Annotated in this window: 18 protein-coding genes; 11 read left to right on the top strand and 7 right to left on the bottom strand. The window is 64.9% G+C overall.

All coding sequences use genetic code 11. The features are described 5' to 3' along the window. The coding region (locus BLR25_RS21445; protein ID WP_218122823.1) for a hypothetical protein at positions 1–377 on the bottom strand (377 nt) is incomplete at its 3' end. Positions 378–488: 111 nt separating this feature from the next. Here BLR25_RS21445 and BLR25_RS19185 point away from each other — a divergent pair. From BLR25_RS19185 to hemF, 9 genes are all read left to right on the top strand, one after another. Next, entirely contained in the window at positions 489–1,508 is a 1,020-nt protein-coding gene (locus BLR25_RS19185; protein ID WP_091940141.1) for an aminoglycoside phosphotransferase family protein, read from the top strand. Positions 1,509–1,546: 38 nt separating this feature from the next. Beyond that, entirely contained in the window at positions 1,547–2,245 is a 699-nt protein-coding gene (gene murU / locus BLR25_RS19190; protein WP_091940143.1) for an N-acetylmuramate alpha-1-phosphate uridylyltransferase MurU, read from the top strand. Beyond that, entirely contained in the window at positions 2,242–3,540 is a 1,299-nt protein-coding gene (gene pepP, locus BLR25_RS19195) for a Xaa-Pro aminopeptidase (RefSeq protein WP_091940145.1), read from the top strand. Before murU ends, pepP begins: the two co-directional genes overlap by 4 nt. After that, entirely contained in the window at positions 3,533–4,678 is a 1,146-nt protein-coding gene (locus BLR25_RS19200; protein WP_091940147.1) for an FAD-dependent monooxygenase, read from the top strand. Before pepP ends, BLR25_RS19200 begins: the two co-directional genes overlap by 8 nt. A gap of 155 nt (positions 4,679–4,833) precedes the next feature. Continuing rightward, positions 4,834–5,877, top strand: coding sequence for a tRNA dihydrouridine synthase DusB (gene dusB / locus BLR25_RS19205; RefSeq protein ID WP_091940149.1), 1,044 nt, complete (start codon positions 4,834–4,836; stop codon positions 5,875–5,877). After that, positions 5,874–6,110 (top strand): helix-turn-helix domain-containing protein, encoded by a 237-nt coding sequence (locus tag BLR25_RS19210; RefSeq protein ID WP_091940151.1) that lies wholly within the window; start codon positions 5,874–5,876, stop codon positions 6,108–6,110. The genes dusB and BLR25_RS19210 overlap by 4 nt, the downstream gene beginning before the upstream one ends. Positions 6,111–6,144: 34 nt before the next feature. Beyond that, positions 6,145–7,737 (top strand): bifunctional phosphoribosylaminoimidazolecarboxamide formyltransferase/IMP cyclohydrolase, encoded by a 1,593-nt coding sequence (purH, locus tag BLR25_RS19215; protein ID WP_091940153.1) that lies wholly within the window; start codon positions 6,145–6,147, stop codon positions 7,735–7,737. Positions 7,738–7,761: 24 nt separating this feature from the next. Further along, complete coding sequence (purD, locus tag BLR25_RS19220; RefSeq protein WP_091940155.1) at positions 7,762–9,042, top strand: phosphoribosylamine--glycine ligase; 1,281 nt, start codon at positions 7,762–7,764, stop codon at positions 9,040–9,042. Positions 9,043–9,046: 4 nt separating this feature from the next. Then, a complete protein-coding gene (gene hemF, locus BLR25_RS19225) occupies positions 9,047–9,970 on the top strand; it encodes an oxygen-dependent coproporphyrinogen oxidase (protein WP_091940157.1) in 924 nt (307 codons plus the stop codon). A gap of 30 nt (positions 9,971–10,000) precedes the next feature. On the opposite strand, the gene BLR25_RS19230 is transcribed toward hemF, so the two are convergent. The 6 genes from BLR25_RS19230 to BLR25_RS19255 form a co-directional block, all read right to left on the bottom strand. Further along, positions 10,001–10,240 (bottom strand): hypothetical protein, encoded by a 240-nt coding sequence (locus BLR25_RS19230; RefSeq protein WP_091940213.1) that lies wholly within the window; start codon positions 10,238–10,240, stop codon positions 10,001–10,003. A 117-nt stretch (positions 10,241–10,357) separates the two neighbouring features. Next, positions 10,358–11,131 carry a uroporphyrinogen-III synthase gene (locus tag BLR25_RS19235; RefSeq protein WP_091940159.1) on the bottom strand — a complete coding sequence of 258 codons (774 nt, stop codon included), beginning with the start codon at positions 11,129–11,131 and terminating at the stop codon, positions 10,358–10,360. Then, positions 11,128–12,069 (bottom strand): hydroxymethylbilane synthase, encoded by a 942-nt coding sequence (gene hemC / locus BLR25_RS19240; protein ID WP_091940160.1) that lies wholly within the window; start codon positions 12,067–12,069, stop codon positions 11,128–11,130. The genes BLR25_RS19235 and hemC overlap by 4 nt, the downstream gene beginning before the upstream one ends. A gap of 117 nt (positions 12,070–12,186) precedes the next feature. Then, entirely contained in the window at positions 12,187–13,569 is a 1,383-nt protein-coding gene (locus tag BLR25_RS19245) for a TolC family outer membrane protein (protein WP_091940162.1), read from the bottom strand. Positions 13,570–13,912: 343 nt separating this feature from the next. Further along, positions 13,913–14,464 carry a toxin-activating lysine-acyltransferase gene (locus BLR25_RS19250; protein WP_218122824.1) on the bottom strand — a complete coding sequence of 184 codons (552 nt, stop codon included), beginning with the start codon at positions 14,462–14,464 and terminating at the stop codon, positions 13,913–13,915. A 288-nt stretch (positions 14,465–14,752) separates the two neighbouring features. Further along, positions 14,753–16,237, bottom strand: a complete 1,485-nt coding sequence (locus BLR25_RS19255) for a hypothetical protein (protein WP_143009931.1) — start codon at positions 16,235–16,237, stop codon at positions 14,753–14,755. 328 nt (positions 16,238–16,565) lie between these two features. On the opposite strand from BLR25_RS19255, the gene aceE reads away from it, so the two are divergent. Together aceE and aceF are read left to right on the top strand one after the other, a co-directional pair. Continuing rightward, a complete protein-coding gene (aceE, locus tag BLR25_RS19260) occupies positions 16,566–19,253 on the top strand; it encodes a pyruvate dehydrogenase (acetyl-transferring), homodimeric type (RefSeq protein ID WP_091940166.1) in 2,688 nt (895 codons plus the stop codon). Between the two features lie 16 nt (positions 19,254–19,269). Continuing rightward, a complete protein-coding gene (gene aceF, locus BLR25_RS19265; protein WP_091940168.1) occupies positions 19,270–20,610 on the top strand; it encodes a dihydrolipoyllysine-residue acetyltransferase in 1,341 nt (446 codons plus the stop codon). The last annotated feature ends 4 nt before the right edge of the window (positions 20,611–20,614 follow it).

Consider the following 20,614-nt stretch of genomic DNA (forward strand, 5'->3'; position numbering starts at 1 on the left):
GTTGCCTGGGTTGCCTGGGTTGCCTGGGTTGCCTGGGTTGCCTGGGTTGCCTGGGTTGCCTGGGTTGCCTGGGTTGCCTGGGTTGCCTGGGTTGCGGCCGGCGGACGGCGGTCCGGTGCCGGCGCGAGCGTCACCGCCGGATCAACCGCTTGACGCTCGACGACAGGTGCCGTCACCGGGCGCGTCTCGACCACCGGCTCGGCGGTAGCCTTCGGCGCCTCCGGCTTGGCCGGCGGCAAACCGAGTAACACCGGGTCGACGCGCAGCGACGACGAGGCCTGCGCGCGCGCATCGATCACGTTTCCGCCGACCATCATACCGGCGAAACCCAACAGGAAAATCCGCGCAAGAGGCTTGCGCCGGGGCAAAAAAGTCATCCGGACACTTCAGGAAATAAGCCCGCCCTGCGCCGTACCGGCGACGGAGAGACCGACACGACGGGTGGTAAAATCGCCGCATTTTAGCATCAAGACACAAGGAGAAGCGGCATGCCGCGCACCCGCCAGCTACATCAGTGGCTCGAACACCTCTTTCCGGACCTGCGTCCGGGCGACGAACTGACGATTGAACCGGCTTCGGCCGACGCCAGTTTCCGTCGCTATTTCCGCATCACGTTGCCCGACGGCCTGACGCGCATCGTCATGGACGCACCGACCGAGCACGAGGACTGCCGCCCCTTCCTGCACGTCGCGGCGCTGTTCCATGCCGCCGGCGTACACGTCCCCGAGGTCCTCGCCGACCACCTCGACGACGGTTTCCTGCTGCTCTCCGACCTTGGCAACACGACCTACCTCAGCGCGCTGAACGGCGACACCGCACGCGCACTCTACGGCGATGCCAACGCAGCGCTCGTCGACATCCAGCGCGCCAGCCGCCCCGGCGTCCTGCCCGACTACGACCGGACGCTGCTCGAACGCGAACTGCGGCTATTCCCCGACTGGTACCTCGGCAAGCATCTCGAAATCAGCCTGGACGCCAAACAGGAAGCGGCACTGCACCGCGTCTTCGAGGCGATTCTCGCCAACAACCTGGCACAACCGCAGGTCTTCGTTCACCGCGACTACCATTCGCGCAACCTGATGGTCCTCGCCGACAAATACCCAGGCAATCCCGGCATCCTCGACTTCCAGGATGCCGTCTACGGCCCGATCACTTACGACCTCGTCTCGCTCTACCGCGACGCCTACATCGACTGGCCGGAAGCACAGGAACTCGATTTCGTCATCCGCTACTGGGAACGCGCCCGCGACGCCGGACTGCCGGTGCACGCCGACTTCGACGCCTTCTATCGCGACTATGAATGGATGGGCGCCCAGCGCCAGATCAAGGTGCTCGGCATCTTCGCACGGCTCTGGCATCGCGACGGCAAGGACGGCTACCTCAAGGACATGCCCCGCGTCATGGCGTACCTGCGCCGGACCTGCCAGCGCTATCGCGAACTCAAGCCCTTGGCGCAACTGCTCGACCAGCTTGAAGCGCGCGCGCCCGAGACCGGCCTGACCTTCTGAGGCGCGACTTCCGACATGGCCATCAACAGACCCCGCCAATGAAAGCAATGATCCTCGCGGCCGGCCGCGGCGAACGCATGCGCCCGCTCACCGACACGCCCCCCAAACCGCTGCTCTGCGCCGGCGGCAAGGCGCTGATCGCCTGGCACCTGGAGCGGCTCGCCGCCTGCGGCTTCCGCGACATCGTCATCAACCACGCCCATCTCGGCGAACAGATCGAAGCGGCGCTCGGCGACGGCAGCCGCTGGGACCTGTCGATCCGCTATTCGCCCGAACCGCCGGGGGCACTCGAAACTGCCGGCGGCATCGCCCATGCCCTGCCCTTGCTCGGCGACGCGCCATTTCTCGTCGTCAACGGCGACGTCTGGTGCGACTGGGATTTCCGCCGCGCCTACGCGCTGGCCGAACGCGAGGCGCACCTCGTTTTCGTCGACAACCCACCGCAACACCCCGGTGGCGACTTCTGCCTCGACGGCGACATCGTGCGCACGGCCGCCGACGCCGTTGGCCCGACGCTGACCTACGCCGGCACCGGCGTCTTCGCCCCCGCTTTCTTCGCCGACGTCCCCGACGGCACCGTCATGAAACTGCGGCCGCTGCTCGATGCCGCGATCGCCGAAGGACGGCTGACCGGGGAACATCACCGCGGCCGTTGGGTCGACGTGGGAACCCCCGAGCGCCTGGCGGATCTCGACCGCGCCCTGCGCCAAACCGACACCGGAGCACTGTCACCATGAACACCGACGCCCACGCCGCCCGCCGCCGCGCGCTCTTCGACCGGATCGGCGACGGCATCGCCATCCTGCCGACCGCCCGCGAAAAAACCCGCAATCGCGACACGCACTACCCCTATCGCTTCGACAGCGACTTCTGGTACCTCAGCAACTTTCCCGAACCCGACGCGATTCTCGTGCTGGTCGGCGGCACGGCGCCGCGCACGATCCTGTTCTGCCGCGAGAAAGACGCCGAGCGCGAGACCTGGGACGGCTTCCGCTACGGCCCGGCAGGCGCACGCGAAGTCTTCGGCGTCGACGAGGCCTATCCCTGCGGCGAATTCGACACACGCCTGCCCGACCTGCTGGCCGGCCACCCGTCGCTGTGGTTCACACTCGGCCATGACGCCGGCTGGGACGCCCGCGTCACCGCCGCGCTCAACGCCGTGCGCGCCCAACGCCGCGCCGGCAAACAGGCGCCGACGGTCCTGCACGACCTGCGTCGCGAAATCGAACATCTGCGGCGCGTCAAGGACACCACCGAAATCGGCCACATGCGCCGCGCCGCCGCCATCACCTCGGCCGGCCACGTGCGCGCCATGCAACGCTGTCGGCCGGGCCTGCCCGAATACGCGCTCGAAGCCGAACTCAGCCACGAATTCCGCGTCAGCGGCGCTGCCGGCCATGCCTACCCGCCGATCGTCGCCGGCGGTGCCGGCGCCTGCGTGCTCCATTACGTCAACAACGACCAGACACTCGCCGACGGATCGCTGGTCCTCATCGACGCCGGCTGCGAAGTCGAGGGCTATGCCGCCGACATCACCCGCACTTTCCCGGTTAACGGGCGCTTCACCAGCGCGCAGCGCGACGTCTATGAAATCGTCCTGGCTGCGCAGGCTGCTGCAATCGCTGCGCTCCGGCCCGGCGCCAGCTTTATCGACGACCACGACGCCGCCGTCCGCGTACTCGTCCGCGGCCTCGTCGATCTCGGCATCCTGCAGGGCGACATCGACGGCCTCATCGAACAGAACGCCTACCAGCCTTATTACATGCACCGCACCGGTCACTGGCTCGGCCTCGACGTCCACGACGCAGGCGAATACAAGGATGAAGACCAGTGGGCGCGCCTTGAATCCGGCATGGTCCTGACCGTCGAACCCGGCCTCTACCTGCGCCCGGACGCTGCGATTCCCGAAGCACTGCGCGGCATCGGCATCCGCATCGAGGACGACGTGCTCATCACCGACGACGGTGCCGACGTCTATACCACCGCGCCGAAGACCGTCGCCGACATCGAGGCGCTGATGCGCCATGACTGAACCGCTCCGTCACGTCGACATCGCCATCCTCGGCGCCGGCCCGGTCGGTATGGCCTTGGCCCGCGCCCTCAAGGGCAGCGGCCTCGACCTGCTGCTGATCGACCGCGCGCCGCGCCGCGCCTGGGCGAACGACCCGCGCGCACTGGCCATCGCCCACGGCAGCCGCCAACTGCTCGAACGACTCGACGCCTGGAACGTCGGCGACACCACCGACATCCGCCGCATCCACGTCTCGCAGCAGGGCGGTTTCGGCCGCACCGAACTCTGCGCCGAAGAGCATGGCCTGCCGGCACTCGGCTATGTCCTGCGCTATCGCGATCTCGCCGCCCGGCTCGAGCGCGAAACCGACACGATCCCCACCCTGCGACCGGCGACGGTCGAGCGCATCGACAGCGACGACACCGGCGTCCGGCTGCACGTGCGTACCGATGACGGCCCCGCCGAGATCGCCGCCCGGCTGCTCGTCCATGCCGAAGGCGCGCCTGCCGAAGGCCCCGACGTCCATGTCCGGGACTACGGCCAGCTCGCCATCGTCACCGAAGTCCGGCCGGCGAGCAGTCACAATTTCCGAGCCTGGGAACGCTTCACCCCCGACGGCCCGCTCGCGCTCCTGCCCTTCGGCCCGGATTATGCGATCGTCCTCACGGCGCCGACGGCGACGGCGCAGCGCCTGTTGCAAGGCGACGAGGCCAGCTTCCTCGACGCGCTGCGCGAACGGCTCGGCAAGCGCATCGACATCGTCGCCTGCGGCCCGCGCGCCGCCTTCCCGCTCGCGCTGCGCCTGCGCAAACAGCTCGCCGGCCCGCGCCAGGTCTGGATCGGCAACACCGCGCAAACGCTGCACCCGGTGACCGGCCAGGGCTTCAACCTCGGTCTGCGCGATGCGTGGACGCTCGCCGACACGCTCTGGGACGCCCGCCGGCAAGACCCGGGCGATGCCTCGACACTGGCCCGGTACGCCCGGCGACGCCAGCCCGACCGCCTGATCGGCACGCTGCTGACCGACGGCCTCGTCCGCCTGTTCTCCAACGATATCGGTCCGTTACGGGCGCTGCGAGGACTCGGCCTGCTCACGCTCGACCTCACCCCGCCGCTGCGTGCGCCACTCGCCCGCCAGATGATCTGGGGCACGCGCTAAGCGCCGATTTCGGCGGAGGCCGAAACCTCCGCCGAGACAGGCTCCAAATACCGCGTTGAGCAAAAAAGCACCGTTCCCAAGTACCGAATTGACTATTTTTTAAGCAGCAAACAAGGTAGAATTCGCCCCTTGCCCTGTCGAAAAATGCCAATCGCATGAACTTCCTTGGTTTCCCTCTCCGAAACAATCTTTTTGTCGCGCCGATGGCCGGGGTCACCGACCGTCCGTTCCGACAACTGTGCAAGAAGATGGGCGCGGGACTGGCCGTCTCGGAGATGGTCACCTCGAACTCGCTCCTGTACGGTAGCGCCAAGACGCGGCGTCGCGCCGACCACACCGGCGAAGTCGCGCCGATCTCGGTGCAGATCGCCGGCTCGGTGCCGGCAATGATGGCCGAGGCCGCGCGCTACAACGTCGACCACGGCGCCCAGATCATCGACATCAACATGGGCTGCCCGGCCAAAAAGATCTGCAACGTCATGGCCGGCTCGGCGCTGATGAAGGATGAGGCGCTGGTCGGCCGCATCCTTGAGGCGGTCGTCCGTGCCGTACCCGAAACGCCGGTGACGCTGAAAGTCCGCACCGGCTGGGACTCCTCCTGCCGCAACGCCCCGGCCATTCTCCGCATCGCCGAACAGGCCGGCATCCGCGCGCTCGCCGTGCACGGACGCACGCGCGCCGACGGTTACACCGGCCACGCCGAATACGAAACGATCGCCGCCATCAAGGCCGCCGCGCACATTCCGATCATCGCCAATGGCGACATCACCTCGCCCGAAAAAGCCCGTCACGTCCTCGACGTCACCGGCGCCGACGCACTGATGATCGGTCGGGCGGCGCAGGGCCGGCCGTGGCTATTCCGCGAAATCGAGCACTACCTGGCCACCGGCACGCACCTCTTGCCGCCGCGCGTCAGCGAGATTCACGCCATCCTGCTCGCGCACCTCGAAGACCTCTACGCCTTCTATGGCCACGAGACCGGCGTGCGTGTTGCGCGCAAGCACATCTCCTGGTACACGAAGGGACTCGTCGGCTCGGCCGCCTTCCGCCATCACATGAACCAGCTGCCGGATATCGATGTGCAGCGCCGCGCCGTCAACGACTTCTTTTTCCAGTTGGCCGAACAACACGAGCATCTGCAATACACCAATCAGAACAACAGCGACAACAGCGACACCGAGGGGGGACTCGCCGCATGAAACAACAACACGATATCGGTGCCTGCATTCACGGCGCACTCAAGACCTATTTCGCCAATCTCGACGGAGAACCGCCGGCCGCCATCTATGACATGGTACTCAAGAGCGTTGAACGTCCGATGCTCGAGGTCGTCCTCGAACACGCCGGCGGCAACCAGACGCTGGCTTCCGAGATGCTCGGCATCAACCGCAATACCTTGCGCAAGAAGCTGATCGAACACAATCTCGTCTAACGCCTTTCCCGATCCCTGACCCAAGATCCTGCCCATGAAAATCCGTCAAGCCCTCATCAGCCTTTCCGACAAACGCGGTGCACTCGAATTCGCCCAGGGACTCGCCGCCCAGGGCGTCAAGCTCCTGTCGACCGGCGGCACCGCCAAGCTTCTGCGCGACGCCGGCCTCGCCGTCACCGAAATCGGCGACTACACCGGTTTCCCGGAAATGCTCGATGGCCGCGTCAAGACGCTGCATCCGAAAGTCCACGGCGGCATCCTCGCCCGGCGCGACCTGCCCGAACACATGGCAACGCTCGCCGCGCACGACATCCCGACGATCGACCTCGTCTGCGTGAACCTCTATCCCTTTGCCGCGACCATCGCCAAGCCGGGCGTGACGCTCGAAGAAGCGATCGAGAACATCGACATCGGCGGCCCGACGATGGTGCGCTCGTCGGCCAAGAACTATACCGGCGTCGCCATCGTCACCGATCCGGACGATTACCCGGCACTGCTTGAAGAAATGCGCGGCAATGACGGCGCGCTGTCGCTGACGACGCGTTTTTCGCTCGCCAAGAAGGCCTTCACCCACACCGCCCGCTATGACGGCATGATCGCCAACTGGCTGACCGGCCTCGACGACGGCGTCGAAGCCAAGGCGGCCGACGCGGCGCCGACGCCCTCGGTCTTCCCGGCTCGGCTGCAGTTCGCCTTCGACCGCGTCGAGACGCTGCGCTACGGCGAGAACTCGCACCAGCGCGCCGCCTTCTACCGCGACCTCGCGCCGGCGCCCGGCAGCATCGCCGCCTACACGCAGCTGCAGGGCAAGGAACTCTCCTACAACAACATCGCCGACGCCGATGCGGCCTGGGAATGCGTCAAGAGCTTCGACGCACCGGCCTGCGTCATCATCAAGCACGCCAACCCCTGCGGCGTCGCCATTGACATCACCCTGCTCAAGGCCTACGAAAAAGCCTTCCAGACCGACTCGACCTCGGCCTTCGGCGGCATCATCGCCTTCAACGGCGAAGTCGGCCTTGACGTCGTCGAGGCGATGAACGCGCGCAAGCACTTCGTCGAAGTGCTGATCGCACCGTCCTTCAGCGCCGAAGCGAAAGCCGCGCTCGCCGGCAAGACCAACCTGCGCGTCCTCGTCGTACCGCTCGACCGCGCCCTCAACACGCTGGAATTCAAGCGCGTCGGCGGCGGCCTGCTGGTGCAGACGCCTGACAACTTCAGCGCCCAGGCTGCCGGCCTCAAGGTGGTGACGACGGTCCAGCCGAGCGCGCAACAAATCGAAGACCTGCTCTTCGCCGAGCGCGTCGCCAAATTCGTCAAGTCCAATGCCATCGTTTTCTGCGGTGGCGGCATGACGCTCGGCGTCGGCGCCGGCCAAATGAGCCGCGTCGACTCGACCAAGATTGCCAGCATCAAGGCGCAAGCCGCCGGTCTGTCGCTCGAGGGATCGGTGGTCGCCTCCGACGCCTTCTTCCCGTTCCGCGACGGCCTCGACGTGCTCGCTGCCGCCGGTGCCAAGGCCGTTATCCAGCCGGGCGGTTCGATGCGCGACGACGAAGTCATCGCTGCCGCGAACGAACATGGCATTGCCATGGTCTTTACCGGTGCTCGCCACTTCCGACATTAATCCACCCCCTAAGACCACGCTGATATGAAACTACTCGTCATCGGTTCCGGCGGACGCGAACATGCCCTGGCCTGGCGCCTGGCCAAGACATCCGGCGTCCAGAAGATCTACGTCGCGCCCGGCAACCCCGGCACGAAGCGCGAACTCGAGATCGAAAACGTCAATCTGTCCCAACCCGAGGAACTGGCCGACTTCGCCGAGCGCGAAGGCATTCATCTCACCGTCGTCGGTCCTGAAGCGCCGCTCGCCGCCGGTGTTGTCAACCTCTTCCGCACCCGCGGCCTCAAAATCTTCGGCCCGACGCGCGAAGCCGCGCAGCTCGAAAGCTCGAAGGATTTCGCCAAGCGCTTCATGACGCGGCACGGCATCCCGACGGCAAAATTCGAGACCTTCAGCGAGCCTGCGGCGGCGCACGCCTATGTCGACGCGCAAGGCGCGCCGATCGTCATCAAGGCCGACGGACTGGCGGCCGGCAAGGGTGTCGTCGTCGCCATGACGCTCGATGAAGCGCACCGCGCCATCGACGACATGCTCTCGGACAACAAACTCGGCGTGAAGTACGATGCCGCCGGCGCCCGCGTCGTCATCGAAGAATTCATGGATGGCGAGGAAGCGAGCTTCATCGTCATGGTCGACGGCAAGAATGTCCTGCCGCTCGCCTCGAGCCAGGACCACAAGCGCATCTTCGACGGCGACACCGGCCCCAATACCGGCGGCATGGGCGCCTACTCGCCCGCGCCGGTCGTCACCCCGGCGATCCATGCCAAGGCGATGCGCGAAGTCATCCTGCCGACCGTGCGCGGCATGATGGCCGACGGCATGCCCTACACCGGCTTCCTCTACGCCGGCCTGATGATCGGCAAGGACGGCTCGGTCAAGGTCGTCGAATTCAACTGCCGCATGGGCGACCCGGAAACGCAGCCGATCATGATGCGGCTCAAGTCCGACCTGCGCGTGCTGCTCGAACATGCCGTCGCCGGCAAGCTCGACGAAGTCGAAGCCGAATGGGATCGCCGCATTGCCCTGGGCGTCGTGCTCGCCGCTGCCAACTATCCGGAATCGCCGCGCACCGGCGATGTCATCACCGGCCTGCCGAACGAAGCCGAGGACGTGCACGTCTTCCATGCCGGCACCCGCGAACAGGACGGAAAGGTCGTCACGTCCGGCGGTCGTGTCCTCTGCGTCACCGCCCTCGGCGACAACGTCAAGCTGGCTCAGAAGCGCGCCTACGAAACGATCGCCGGCATCCACTTCGACGGCATGCAATTCCGTCGCGACATCGGCCATCGCGCCATCAACCGCTGACGCGATGCACGACCAGGGCGCGCTCGCCGCTTACTTCAGCGATTTGCAGGCGCGCCTCGTCGCCGCCGTCGAAGCCCTCGAAGGGTCGGAAGGCGGCCGTTTCCGCCACGACGCGTGGCAACGCCCCGACGGCAGCGCCATGCAGGGCGACGGCCTGACCTGCATCATCGAAGGCGGCCGCGTCTTCGAGCGCGGCGGCATCGCCCGCTCGCGCGTCAGCGGCGCCGCGCTGCCGCCCTCGGCGACAGCCCGACGACCGGAACTTGCCGGACGCCGGTTTACCGCCATCGGCGTCTCCCTCGTCCTGCACCCGCGCAATCCTTACTGTCCCACGGCCCATCTCAACGTGCGCTGCCTGACGACCCAAAGCGACGACGACTCGACCGCCCCGCTGTGGTGGTTCGGCGGCGGCATGGACTTGACGCCCTATTACCCCGTCGAAGACGACATCCGCCACTTCCATGGCGCTTGCCGGGCAGCACTCCTGCCCTTCGGGGAGGACGTCTATCGACGCGCCAAGCGCGCCTGCGACGACTATTTCTACCTGCCCCACCGCAAGGAAGCGCGGGGCGTCGGCGGCATCTTCTTCGACGATCTCAGCGACGGCGGCTTCGAGCGCTGTTTTGCCCAGACGCGCGCAGTCGGCGACGCCTTCGCCGGCGCCTACCTGCCGATCGTCGCGCGCCGGCTGGACACTCCCTACGGAGAGCGCGAACGCGACTTCCAGGCCTACCGGCGCGGCCGCTACGTCGAATTCAATCTGGTCTGCGATCGCGGCACGCTGTTCGGCCTGCAATCCGGCGGTCGCACCGAGTCGATCCTCATGTCGATGCCGCCGGTCGCCCACTGGCGCTACGACTGGCATGCCGAAGCCGGCAGCGCCGAAGCGCGACTCGGCGAAGCCCTGATTCCCCGCGACTGGGTCTGAGCGCTTCGACGCGGCGAGCGCCCGGCGCGCCTACTTGAGTTTGCCGCGCATGACGCGGACTCGCTCGGGCCGCGTCACCGTCGTTTTCCCGCCGCTGCCCGTGAGATTGCCGCAGGTGCACGCGCAGGCGATGAAGGGCACAGAACTCACCACCACCGTGCATTCCAGGCACTCGTAATACAGATCGCCGCCGATGGGCAAGGCGGCTGGATCGGGCGCCGGCTCGACAGGCGAAAATCGGTAAATTTTGCGGAGATCGACACCCATCATGTTCGTCACGCCTTCCATTCCAAACGGCTATTACGACATTCTAGCCATACGCGGCGAAAAACAGGACATGACGCATGAAAATAGTGATGCGAACGACATCGTCCGCCGGAATGTCGCTCAGAATCCGTCAAACGCGGTCAACGCCGCCACCAGTCCGGCGTCGGCCGGCGCAGTTGCCAGCACCCGCTGCAAGCCCAGCGCCGCCGCTTCCTCGGCGATTCGCGCATGCGGCACGAATACCGGCAGATGCACCAGACGCTGACGATCGTCCGGCGTCAAGGCCGACCACAGATTGCGCAAGCCTTCGCTCGATGACAGCGTCACTGCATCGACGCCTCCGTTGCGCAAGAGCGCAACCAACGGCGACATGTCGGCCGGCGCCGAGCGTCGATAGCAACTCAGGCAGTCGACCGTCGCGCCGCGCGCCCGCAGCGTCTCGGCGAGCAATTCGCGACCACCGTTGCCACGCAGGATCAGCACCCGGCGTCCGGCGACCGCCGCTGCGGAAAACTCCGGCAAGGCAAGCACCGCTTCGGAATCGAAGCGACCGCTCGGCGCCAGCACCGGGCCGATCCCGTGCGCCGCCAGCGCCGCCACTGTACTCGGCCCGATCGCCACAGCCCGCGTTGCCGCCGGCCAGCCATCGCCGAGAACGCGCGGCAGCCCGTAATCGACGGCATTGGGACTGATGAAAACGGCGAAGTCGTAGGAGGCGAGGACGTGCTTGTCATCGGCGCCCTCCGTGGCAACATCGATCGGACCGATGTCGAGCAGCGGAAAGCACACGGCCTCGCCGCCAAGCGCGGCGATCATGCCGGCCAGCGCCGCAGATTGGGCCGCCGGGCGCGTTACCAGAACACGCCTACCGCGCAGCGGCAAATCCGACGTCATTGCGCGCCGCAGGCCAGCGCCGCCAGAATCTCGTTGGCGCCTTGCGCGCGCAACTGCTGGGCCAGACGCTCGCCCAAGACCTCGTCGTCTTCGGGACGTCCGCGCAGATCGCCGGCGACCATGCGACGACCATCCGAGGTTGCGACGAAGCCGCGCAACCACAACTGACCGGCCTCGATCACCGCATAACCGCCGAGCGGCACCTGGCAACTGCCGCCAAGTGCACGGGAAAACGCACGCTCCGCCCGCACGCAATGCGCCGTATCGGCGTCATGCAGCGGCGCAAGCCAGGCAGCGACCTCGTCGCGACCGTCGACAATCTCGATGCCTAGCGCCCCTTGCCCAGGCGCGGGCAAGGACACTTCCGGCGCCAACACCGTGCGGATCCGCGCTTCCAGCCCGAGCCGGATCAGCCCCGCCGCCGCCAGGATGATGGCGTCGTACTGACCTTCGTCGAGCTTGCGCAGACGCGTATCGAGATTGCCGCGCAGCGGCTCGATGCGCAGCGCCGGAAACTTGGCACGCAGGATCGCCTCGCGGCGCAGGCTCGACGTCCCGACGACTGCGCCGGCGGGCAGCGCCTCGAGGCTGTCGTAGCGTGGCGAGACAAACGCATCGCGCGGATTTTCACGCGCCGAGATCACCGTCAGGCGGAATCCCTCCGGCATCTCCATCGGCACGTCCTTGAGCGAATGCACGGCGAGATCGGCTCGCCCCTCCTGCATCGCCACTTCGAGTTCCTTGATGAACAGGCCCTTGCCGCCGATCTGCGACAACGGCCGATCGAGGATCTGGTCCCCTCGGGTAGTCATGCCCAGGATATCGACGGTGGCACCGGGATACAGCGCCGCCAGCCGCGCCTGCACATGACAGGCTTGCCACATGGCCAACCGGGATTCGCGCGAAGCGATGACGATTTTCTCGGGAGAAGGGGGCATAACGGACACGCTGACATCCTTTGCAAAGGCGGGAAAGACGATGCGGATTGTAACAGTCCCGCTACCGCGGCGCTGACCCGCCGCGGTCCTGTCCGCCCGGCAAGGACGAAGATCCTGCTACTCGCCCGCCCCAAGGTCCGTGAAGCGCGGCCCAAGCAAGGCGTTGATCACCAGCACGTCTTCCTCGCTCAGCGCCCCGGCCGCCGCCTTGAGCTTCAGACCTTGCATCAGCGTGTCATAACGCGCCTTGGTCAGATCGCGCTTGGAGGCATACAGTTGCTGTTCGGCGTTGAGCACATCGCTGTTGATGCGAATGCCGACGCGATACCCGGCCTGGTTGCCTGTGACCGCCACTTCTCCCGACTCGATTGCCGACGCCAAGGCCTCCATCTGCGCCAGTCCGCTGGCGATCCCGGCAAAAGCCTGGCGCGCGTCGGTGGCAGCCTGCCGGCGCGCCGCCTCAAGATCGGCCTCCGCCTTGCGACGATTGGCAATCGCTTCGGCGACCCGGGCGCTCGTCCCGCCGCCGGAAAAAATCGGGATGGTCACTTGAATGCCGGTGGTCATGGTCCGGCCCAGCGTCGTGTAGTCGGTCGGCATCGAATAAATTCCGGAAGAATAATTCCGTCCGAGCGTCGTCGTAAAATCGAGCGTCGGCAGATGCTCGGCACGATGTTTGCTGACCACCGAGTCGGTCGCGGCGAGCGCCGCCTGCCCGGCACGGACCACCGGATTATTTTCACGCGCCTGGCCGACCCACGCCTGTTCATCGTCGGGTTGCGGGCGTGGTGCGACGATTTGGGGCCGCAAGGCTGACAAGGTCCGTGGCGATTCGCCGATGACTTTCTCGAGTTCCGCGCGTTTCGCCACCCGTTCGTTACGCGCCGCCACAAGTTCGGAGCGGGCCAGATCGACACGCGCGCGTGCCTCGTGGACATCGGTCAGGGCCGTCGTTCCAAACTGAAAGCCCCGCGCGGCGATCGCCTGTTGCTCGCTCATCGCTTTGAGCTTGGCCTCGGCAACGACGATCGAGTCTTCCGCGACAACGACATCGAAGTAGGCCTGCGCCGCGCGCAGGATCAGATCCTGCTCAGCCTGCATGTATTGCGCCACAGCCTGCTCGACCGTCGCGGCGGCTTCGATGTACGCGTAATAATTCTGCACGTGGAAGAGCGGATGGGTCATCTGCACATTCCAGTTCCAGGTACGCACGGTCCGATCGATCGGCGTCGCATAGTTGAACGAGGTATTTGCCAATGTCCTGTTATCCGCACTGGTCGCACTGATTGTCGGCAGGAAATTGGCCCACGCCTGCGGCAGGCGCTGCTCGACGGCTTCGCGCGCATGGCGGGCGGCGGCAAAGGTCGGATCGTTCCCCTGCGCCAGACGGTAGATTCCGAGAAAATCGGCCGCAGCCGCCGTCTGCAACAAGCCGACAAGCACAACGATCCCGGAGCAGAATCGGAACAGACGACGCTTCCATGAATTGAATTGATTCATCGCTCACGCCCGCTTTTCTGAAGCGTTGATAGATCCTGGAACCGCGCATCTCCGGCCAGAACGCGCCCTTCCAGGCCAGATTCGCTCAACCGCCGGCAAGCACCCGGCTCCGGTTCTCGACGGCAGCACTGAACGCGCTTTGTTGACGCAGCCTCATCGGACATTCCGCTCGCCGGGCTCGCCCGGATTCGTGGGGCCGGGGTCATCGCGTACGAACAGTGGCGGGAGGCGCCCCCCTCGCCTCCCGCACGCCCCCCGGCGCCATCACATGACCTGCTTCAAAAACGGTGCTGCCTGCAACAAAACCGCTGGACCGCATTCCTCTCCCGCCGGATGGCCGCCGTCAAAGCGTGGGCGAAGTCTCCGCGGGTTCCTCCGGCAAGGACTCGCCGGGCGCCGCCTGCGACGATTCCCGAGGCGCCTCCGGCGGGTACTCGCGAACGGTGAACATCCCCGGAGTCTCCGGATCCAGGATCATCATCGAGACCTTGCGCCCGGCAAGGACCGTTTGGCGCAGCTCCGTGAACAGCTCTTCCGCACCGCCGAACGGTGCCACAACGTCGATGATCCAGACGTCCTCGCCGCATCGCCATTCATGGGGTGCGATTTTCGGCAACGACGCCCGCATTCTTCCTGCCACCGCCTCATTGACAAGCGCCCACGAGAAGTAGGCACTGGGCACGCCATCCTTGTAATAGAGGTGGCACTGATCGAGCATGACTGGCGGCAATATCGCCCAGTCGATATCGGCGACGAACAGGAACTTGCGAAACGGATCCCGTGCGTATAGCCAGAGCGCCGGACCAATCAGCGGCAACCGCGCAAATCCTTCCCTGGCCTGCTCAAGCGCCGCCATGGCGGACGCCAGTGGTTCTTGATTGTTCTCTGCCATCATTCTCTCCCCCTGTCGGCAGGCCCCTGATCGAACACCGCCCGCCAGTAGAATTGATCTTCGCGGTTGCGCCGCTTCGGCCTGAATATCTGCCAGCGACTGGAGGAATTGTGCCAGTCATCGAAAAATCAAAATGCCAACTATTTCCTGAGAATCGCTTATTCAATAAAAATATTTTTCATGGTTATCGCGTCATAGCGAATGACAGGGCCGTCGGTTTTGGCTGTCAGACAAGGCTTAGAGCCTATTTCGGCGGGGCTCGCGGCCCACGAGCCCTACCGAACCAAGCTCTTAGATCACCGCGATCATTTCCTCGATGTCATCGATGTCGCCCAGCGTCGTGATCGCATCGATTCGCGCCAAGATGGTGTCCTTGATCCGCTCCGTGCTCGTCAGGCGCTCCCAATTGGCGCCAACGGCGCTGGCCAGCAGCACTGCCGCCTTCGCCAGCGGCAGGCCGCGCGCCACGGCATAACTCTCGAGAATGGAATAATCTTCGCGCTCCCGAGGCTTCCCGCCGTTTTCCAGGAGGCTTCGCGCCAGCAATGCCTTATGACGCACAAGTTCGTCGTTGCCGATATAGTCGGAATGATTGAGCCGTCGCTTGCGATTGATCGTCTCGCGCAGTTGCGCTTTCAGACGCGACATTTCATGCCGTCGATGGACTTCGCCCAGCACCCCCTGATGATTGACGGGTTCCATCCGATCGGCGTCGCTCTCGAATCGCGTCGAAAGCCCGGGAAAGCTCGCCTCAAGCAGACGTTCCCGCAATTCCAGCAAGGTCGCTTGATTCCCGGCGGCGGCAATCGCCTGATTCATCTTTTCACGAAAACGCTCGCTCTCCTTCACCACGCGCTCGGTTTCCTCGGCCTTGATCACGATCAGTCTCGCCGCCTGCCACATGGCACAACCCCGCGCAACCGCCACGGCTTCGAGCAGTTCGAATTTTTCTTCCTCCGGTACCCGGCCTTTCGCCCGGGCGAGGTAATCCCGCGCCTCTTTCAATTTCTCCCGGCGGGCCAACTCGCCGAACAGGCAGGACGGCATGAACGGGGCGCGCACGCTTTCGATCTTTTCGCTCAACGCCCGCAGCAAGGACGCTTTCTCGCCATCGAGCGAGGACGTTTCCAGCGCCGGCACCGGCTCTTCCGCTGTTCCGGAGAAAACCTGGCCATTGAATCGCCATGCCCAGCAGTTCCTGAGAGTCATCGCGCTGGGCAAGATGCCGACATAAGTGCCGACCCAATACCAACGGCCGTTCATTGGCGGCCGATACTCCGGGTTGTCGGTGAAATACACGACCCGATTCGATTCCACCTGACTGACGATAATGTAGTTGCCGCCCGCTGGCAGCGTCGCGGGCGCGACAGTGTTCATGGTCGCATCTCCCATGAAAATCACCCTGCCATGACGAGGCGATCGCTCATGCCTCCCCCTGACGACGGCAACGGGACTTGGCAACGTCTTGCGCAGGCGACGGTCATATACATTCCTCCCATGTCTTCGCCGATCCGCAATACGGCGTTTGCCAGGCATCTCGCGTATTGCTTTTTTTGTACGTTCGATCGAAATATCATTGATCAGGCCATTGTATTCCCCATCGAATCGGAATTGACCTGTCAGATATAACAGTCCGGCGAGACCACCATCAACTGGATGAACGCCATACTTTGCCAAAGCAGGAGACGGGAATGCCACACAGAACCGGACAATAACGACTCTGTACGAAGTATACATAACCGCCTTAAACAAACGGCGCACAATGCCGATCGGCATGGACGGTGCCACATTGCCCGCAACTTCCCGACAGCCCCTTTTGGGCGCAATGCCGGAAACATGGCGCGGCGCAGCCAAGGGCATCTTCACCCCGGGCACACGGCGCTACCCCGACGCGCCGCGCTAAAGTACGATGACATCCTTTGCGTTCGTAATGGAACCATCCGGGAAAAAACAGGTCACACGAAAAACACGAAATTTCGCATTACAGCATAACATTTCATATTGCGAAAAATCGAAACTCGGCGTATTGCCAGTCGCTCAATCCTTCCCGATGAAGACGCGCGACTGTCGGCCACCTCATCAACCGGTCCTCAGGAGAACATGCATGGCACCGCAAACCAACACCATCCCCGCCGTCGCGGATACGGACGCCGACCCGCAGGAAACGCGCGAATGGCTCGACGCACTCGCTGCCGTCCTGGAGAACGAAGGCCCCGAGCGTGCCCACTTCCTGATCGAGCAAATGATCGGACAGGCGCGTGAAAAAGGCATCGACCTGCCCTATAGCGCCACGACCGAATACATCAACACGATCCCGACCGACCGGCAACCGAACTACCCGGGCGACGCCGACATCGAAATCCGGATCCGCAACTACATCCGCTGGAACGCCATGGCGATGGTCGTGCGCGCCAACAAGAACACCAACGTCGGCGGCCACATCGCCTCCTTCGCCTCGTCGGCCGCGCTCTATGACGTCGGCTTCAACTGGTTCTGGCGCGGCCAGGACGACGCCTCCGGCGGCGACCTCGTCTTCTTCCAGGGCCACTCGATCCCCGGCGTCTATGCCCGCGCGTTCATGATGGGGCGGTTGAGCGAAGACCAAATCAACCATTTCCGCCAGGAAGTGGACGGCAAGGGACTGTCCTCCTACCCGCACCCCTGGCTGATGCCCGACTTCTGGCGTTTTCCGACCGTGTCGATGGGACTCGGTCCGATCCAGGCGATCTACCAGGCGCGCTTCATGAAGTACATGCAGAGCCGCAACTTCATCCCGGCCAACGATCGCAAGGTCTGGGCCTTCCTCGGCGACGGCGAGACCGACGAAGTCGAGACGCTCGGCGCCATCGGCATGGCCGCGCGCGAGCGCCTCGACAACCTGATCTTCGTCATCAACTGCAACCTGCAGCGGCTTGACGGCCCGGTGCGTGGCAACGGCAAGATCATCCAGGACCTCGAAGGTCAGTTCCGCGGTGCCGGCTGGAACGTCATCAAGCTGATCTGGGGCCGCTTCTGGGATCCGCTCTTCGCCCGCGATACCAAGGGCATCCTCAAGAAGCGCATGATGGACGTGGTCGACGGCGAATACCAGACCTACAAGGCCAAGAACGGCGCCTACGTGCGCGAACACTTCTTCAACACGCCCGAACTCAAGGCGCTCGTCGCCGATTACACCGACCGCGAACTCTTCGAACTCAACCGCGGCGGCCATGACATCTTCAAGATTTTCGCGGCCTTCAAGGCGGCGACCGAGCACCAGGGCCAGCCGACGCTGATCCTGGCCAAGACGGTCAAGGGCTATGGCATGGGCGAATCGGGCCAGGCGATGAACATCTCGCACCAGCAGAAGAAACTCGACCGCGAGGCGCTGATCGGCTTCCGCGACCGCTTCAAGCTGCCGGTGCCCGACGACAAGATCGACGAACTGCCCTACCTGCGCTTTGCCGAGAATTCCGAGGAATACAAATACATGCACGAGCGCCGCGCCGCGCTCGGCAGCTACCTGACGCGCCGGCGCACGCACGCGGAGCCGCTCGAAGTGCCGCCGCTCGCGGCCTTCGAACCGCTGCTCAAGGCCTCGGGCGAAGGACGCGAAGTATCGACGACGATGGCCATCGTCCGCCTGCTCAACATCCTGCTCAAGGACAAGCAGATCGGCAAGCGCGTCGTCCCGATCGTCCCCGACGAATCGCGCACCTTCGGCATGGAAGGCCTGTTCCGCCAGATCGGCATCTGGAACCAGCAAGGCCAGAACTACGTGCCTGAAGACCACGACCAACTGATGTTCTACAAGGAATCGAAGACCGGCCAGGTTCTGCAGGAAGGCATCAACGAAGCCGGCGCGATGAGCGACTGGATCGCCGCGGCGACGGCCTACTCGGTGCATAACGAGCAGATGATCCCGTTCTACATCTGCTACTCGATGTTCGGCCTGCAACGTACCATGGACCTCTACTGGGCCGCCGCCGACCAGCGCGCGCGCGGCTTCCTGATCGGCGGCACCGCCGGCCGCACGACGCTCAACGGCGAAGGCCTGCAGCACGAGGACGGCCACTCGCTGATCCTCTCGGGCCTGATCCCGAACTGCATCAGCTACGACCCGACCTTCTCCTACGAAGTCGCCGTCGTCATGCAGGACGGCATGCGCCGGATGTTCGCCGAACAGCAGGACGTGTTCTATTACATCACCGTCATGAACGAGAACTACGAGCATCCGGAAATGCCGGCCGGTGCAGAACAGGACATCGTCAAGGGCCTTTACCGCTTCCGCAGTGGCGCCGAAGACGATGCCAAGACGCCGCGCGTGCAACTGCTCGGCTCCGGCACGATCTTCCGCGAAGTCATCGCCGCTGCCGAACTGCTCAAGAACGACTGGGGCGTCGACGCCGACCTCTGGGGCTGCCCGAGCTTCAGCGAACTCGCGCGCGACGGCAACGACGCCGTGCGCTGGAATATGCTGCATCCGACCGACACGCCGCGCCAATCGCACGTCGCGCAGCGCCTCGGCCAAACGCGCGGCCCGGTCGTCGCCGCCACCGACTACGTCCGCCTCTATGCCGAACAGATCCGTCCGTTCATCGACCGCCGCTACGTCACGCTCGGCACCGACGGTTTCGGCCGCTCCGACACGCGCGAAGCGCTGCGCCGCTTCTTCGAGGTGGATCGCTACTGGGTGACCGTTGCGGCGCTGAAAGCGCTCGCTGACGACGGCGTCATCGCCGCAAGCACGGTCGCCGAAGCCATCGCAAAATACGGAATCGACATCAACAAGCCGAATCCGCTGACGGTATAACCAGGGAGAACCGCACATGAGTCAGCATATCGAAATCAAGGTCCCGGACATCGGTGATTACACCGACATTCCGGTTATCGAACTCTGCGTCGCCGTCGGCGACACGGTGGCGATCGACGACGCGCTCGTCACGCTCGAATCCGACAAGGCGACGATGGACGTGCCGGCCTCGGCGGCCGGCGTCGTCAAGGAACTGCGCGTCAAGCTCGGCGACCGCGTCTCGCAGGGCAGCATCGTTGCGATCGTCGAGGCCGCAGGCGCTGCCGCCGCGCCGTCCGAACCGGTGGCTTCGGTCGTCCCGCCCCCGGCTGCCGTAGCGGCCACCCCGGTCGCAGAAAAAGCCCCGGCCGCCCCACCGGCGCCCGCAGCGGCGCCCGCCAGCCTGCCGCCGGCTGCGCCGCCGATCCCGACCTCGCCGAACGCGCCGATCAGCCACACCCACGCCAGCCCCTCGGTGCGCCTGCTGGCGCGCGAACTCGGCGTGACGCTGACGCAAGTGCCGGCCTCCGGACCGAAAAGCCGCATCCTGCGCGAGGACGTCATCGCCTACGTCAAGGGCGTCATGCAATCCGGACCGGTCGCCGCAGCGGCGGCACCGGCCCCGGCCGGCGCCAGCCTCGGCGGACTCGATCTGCTGCCCTGGCCGAAAGTCGATTTCGAGAAATTCGGCCCGATCGAGCGCCAACCGCTCTCGCGCATCAAGAAGATCTCCGGCCAGAACCTGGCGCGCAACTGGGTGATGATCCCGGCCGTCACCTACCACGACGAAGCCGACATCACCGAACTCGAAGCCTTCCGCCTGCAGGTCAACAAGGAAAACGAGAAAGGCGGCGCCAAGATCACGATGCTTGCCTTTGTCATCAAGGCCTGCCAGATCGCGCTCGCCAAGTATCCGGAATTCAACAGCTCGCTCGACGGTGACAGCCTGGTCCTGAAGAAATACTTCAACATCGGTTTCGCTGCCGACACGCCGCATGGCCTCGTCGTCCCGGTCATCAAGAATGTCGACCAGAAATCGGTCAGCCAGCTCGCCGTCGAATGCGGCGAACTCGCCAGGAAGGCACGCGACGGCAAGCTCGGCCCGGCCGACATGAGCGGCGCCTGCTTCACCATCTCCAGCGTCGGCGGCATCGGCGGCACCAGCTTCTCGCCGATCGTCAATGCGCCTGAAGTCGCCATCCTCGGCGTCTCCAAGTCGGTGATGAAGCCGGTCTGGAACGGCGAGACCTTCATCCCGCGCCTGATCCTGCCGCTCTCGCTCTCGGCCGACCACCGCGTCATCGATGGCGCGCTCGGCACGCGCTTCAATGCCTATGTCGCGCAGCTGCTCTCCGACATGCGTCGGGCATTGATCTGAAAGG

Source organism: Propionivibrio dicarboxylicus (assembly GCF_900099695.1).
Taxonomy (GTDB): domain Bacteria; phylum Pseudomonadota; class Gammaproteobacteria; order Burkholderiales; family Rhodocyclaceae; genus Propionivibrio; species Propionivibrio dicarboxylicus.

Excerpts from the sequence above, each read along its gene's own strand:
- BLR25_RS19250 (WP_218122824.1), bottom strand. The coding sequence starts at position 14,464 with ATGATGGCAGAGAACAATCAAGAACCACTGGCGTCCGCCATGGCGGCG.
- aceF (WP_091940168.1), top strand. The coding sequence starts at position 19,270 with ATGAGTCAGCATATCGAAATCAAGGTCCCGGACATCGGTGATTACACC.
- purD (WP_091940155.1), top strand. The coding sequence starts at position 7,762 with ATGAAACTACTCGTCATCGGTTCCGGCGGACGCGAACATGCCCTGGCC.
- aceE (WP_091940166.1), top strand. The coding sequence starts at position 16,566 with ATGGCACCGCAAACCAACACCATCCCCGCCGTCGCGGATACGGACGCC.
- BLR25_RS19245 (WP_091940162.1), bottom strand. The coding sequence starts at position 13,569 with ATGAATCAATTCAATTCATGGAAGCGTCGTCTGTTCCGATTCTGCTCC.
- BLR25_RS19210 (WP_091940151.1), top strand. The coding sequence starts at position 5,874 with ATGAAACAACAACACGATATCGGTGCCTGCATTCACGGCGCACTCAAG.
- BLR25_RS19230 (WP_091940213.1), bottom strand. The coding sequence starts at position 10,240 with ATGATGGGTGTCGATCTCCGCAAAATTTACCGATTTTCGCCTGTCGAG.
- hemC (WP_091940160.1), bottom strand. The coding sequence starts at position 12,069 with ATGCCCCCTTCTCCCGAGAAAATCGTCATCGCTTCGCGCGAATCCCGG.
- purH (WP_091940153.1), top strand. The coding sequence starts at position 6,145 with ATGAAAATCCGTCAAGCCCTCATCAGCCTTTCCGACAAACGCGGTGCA.
- murU (WP_091940143.1), top strand. The coding sequence starts at position 1,547 with ATGAAAGCAATGATCCTCGCGGCCGGCCGCGGCGAACGCATGCGCCCG.
- pepP (WP_091940145.1), top strand. The coding sequence starts at position 2,242 with ATGAACACCGACGCCCACGCCGCCCGCCGCCGCGCGCTCTTCGACCGG.
- dusB (WP_091940149.1), top strand. The coding sequence starts at position 4,834 with ATGAACTTCCTTGGTTTCCCTCTCCGAAACAATCTTTTTGTCGCGCCG.
- BLR25_RS19185 (WP_091940141.1), top strand. The coding sequence starts at position 489 with ATGCCGCGCACCCGCCAGCTACATCAGTGGCTCGAACACCTCTTTCCG.
- BLR25_RS19255 (WP_143009931.1), bottom strand. The coding sequence starts at position 16,237 with ATGCCGATCGGCATTGTGCGCCGTTTGTTTAAGGCGGTTATGTATACT.
- BLR25_RS19200 (WP_091940147.1), top strand. The coding sequence starts at position 3,533 with ATGACTGAACCGCTCCGTCACGTCGACATCGCCATCCTCGGCGCCGGC.
- BLR25_RS19235 (WP_091940159.1), bottom strand. The coding sequence starts at position 11,131 with ATGACGTCGGATTTGCCGCTGCGCGGTAGGCGTGTTCTGGTAACGCGC.
- hemF (WP_091940157.1), top strand. The coding sequence starts at position 9,047 with ATGCACGACCAGGGCGCGCTCGCCGCTTACTTCAGCGATTTGCAGGCG.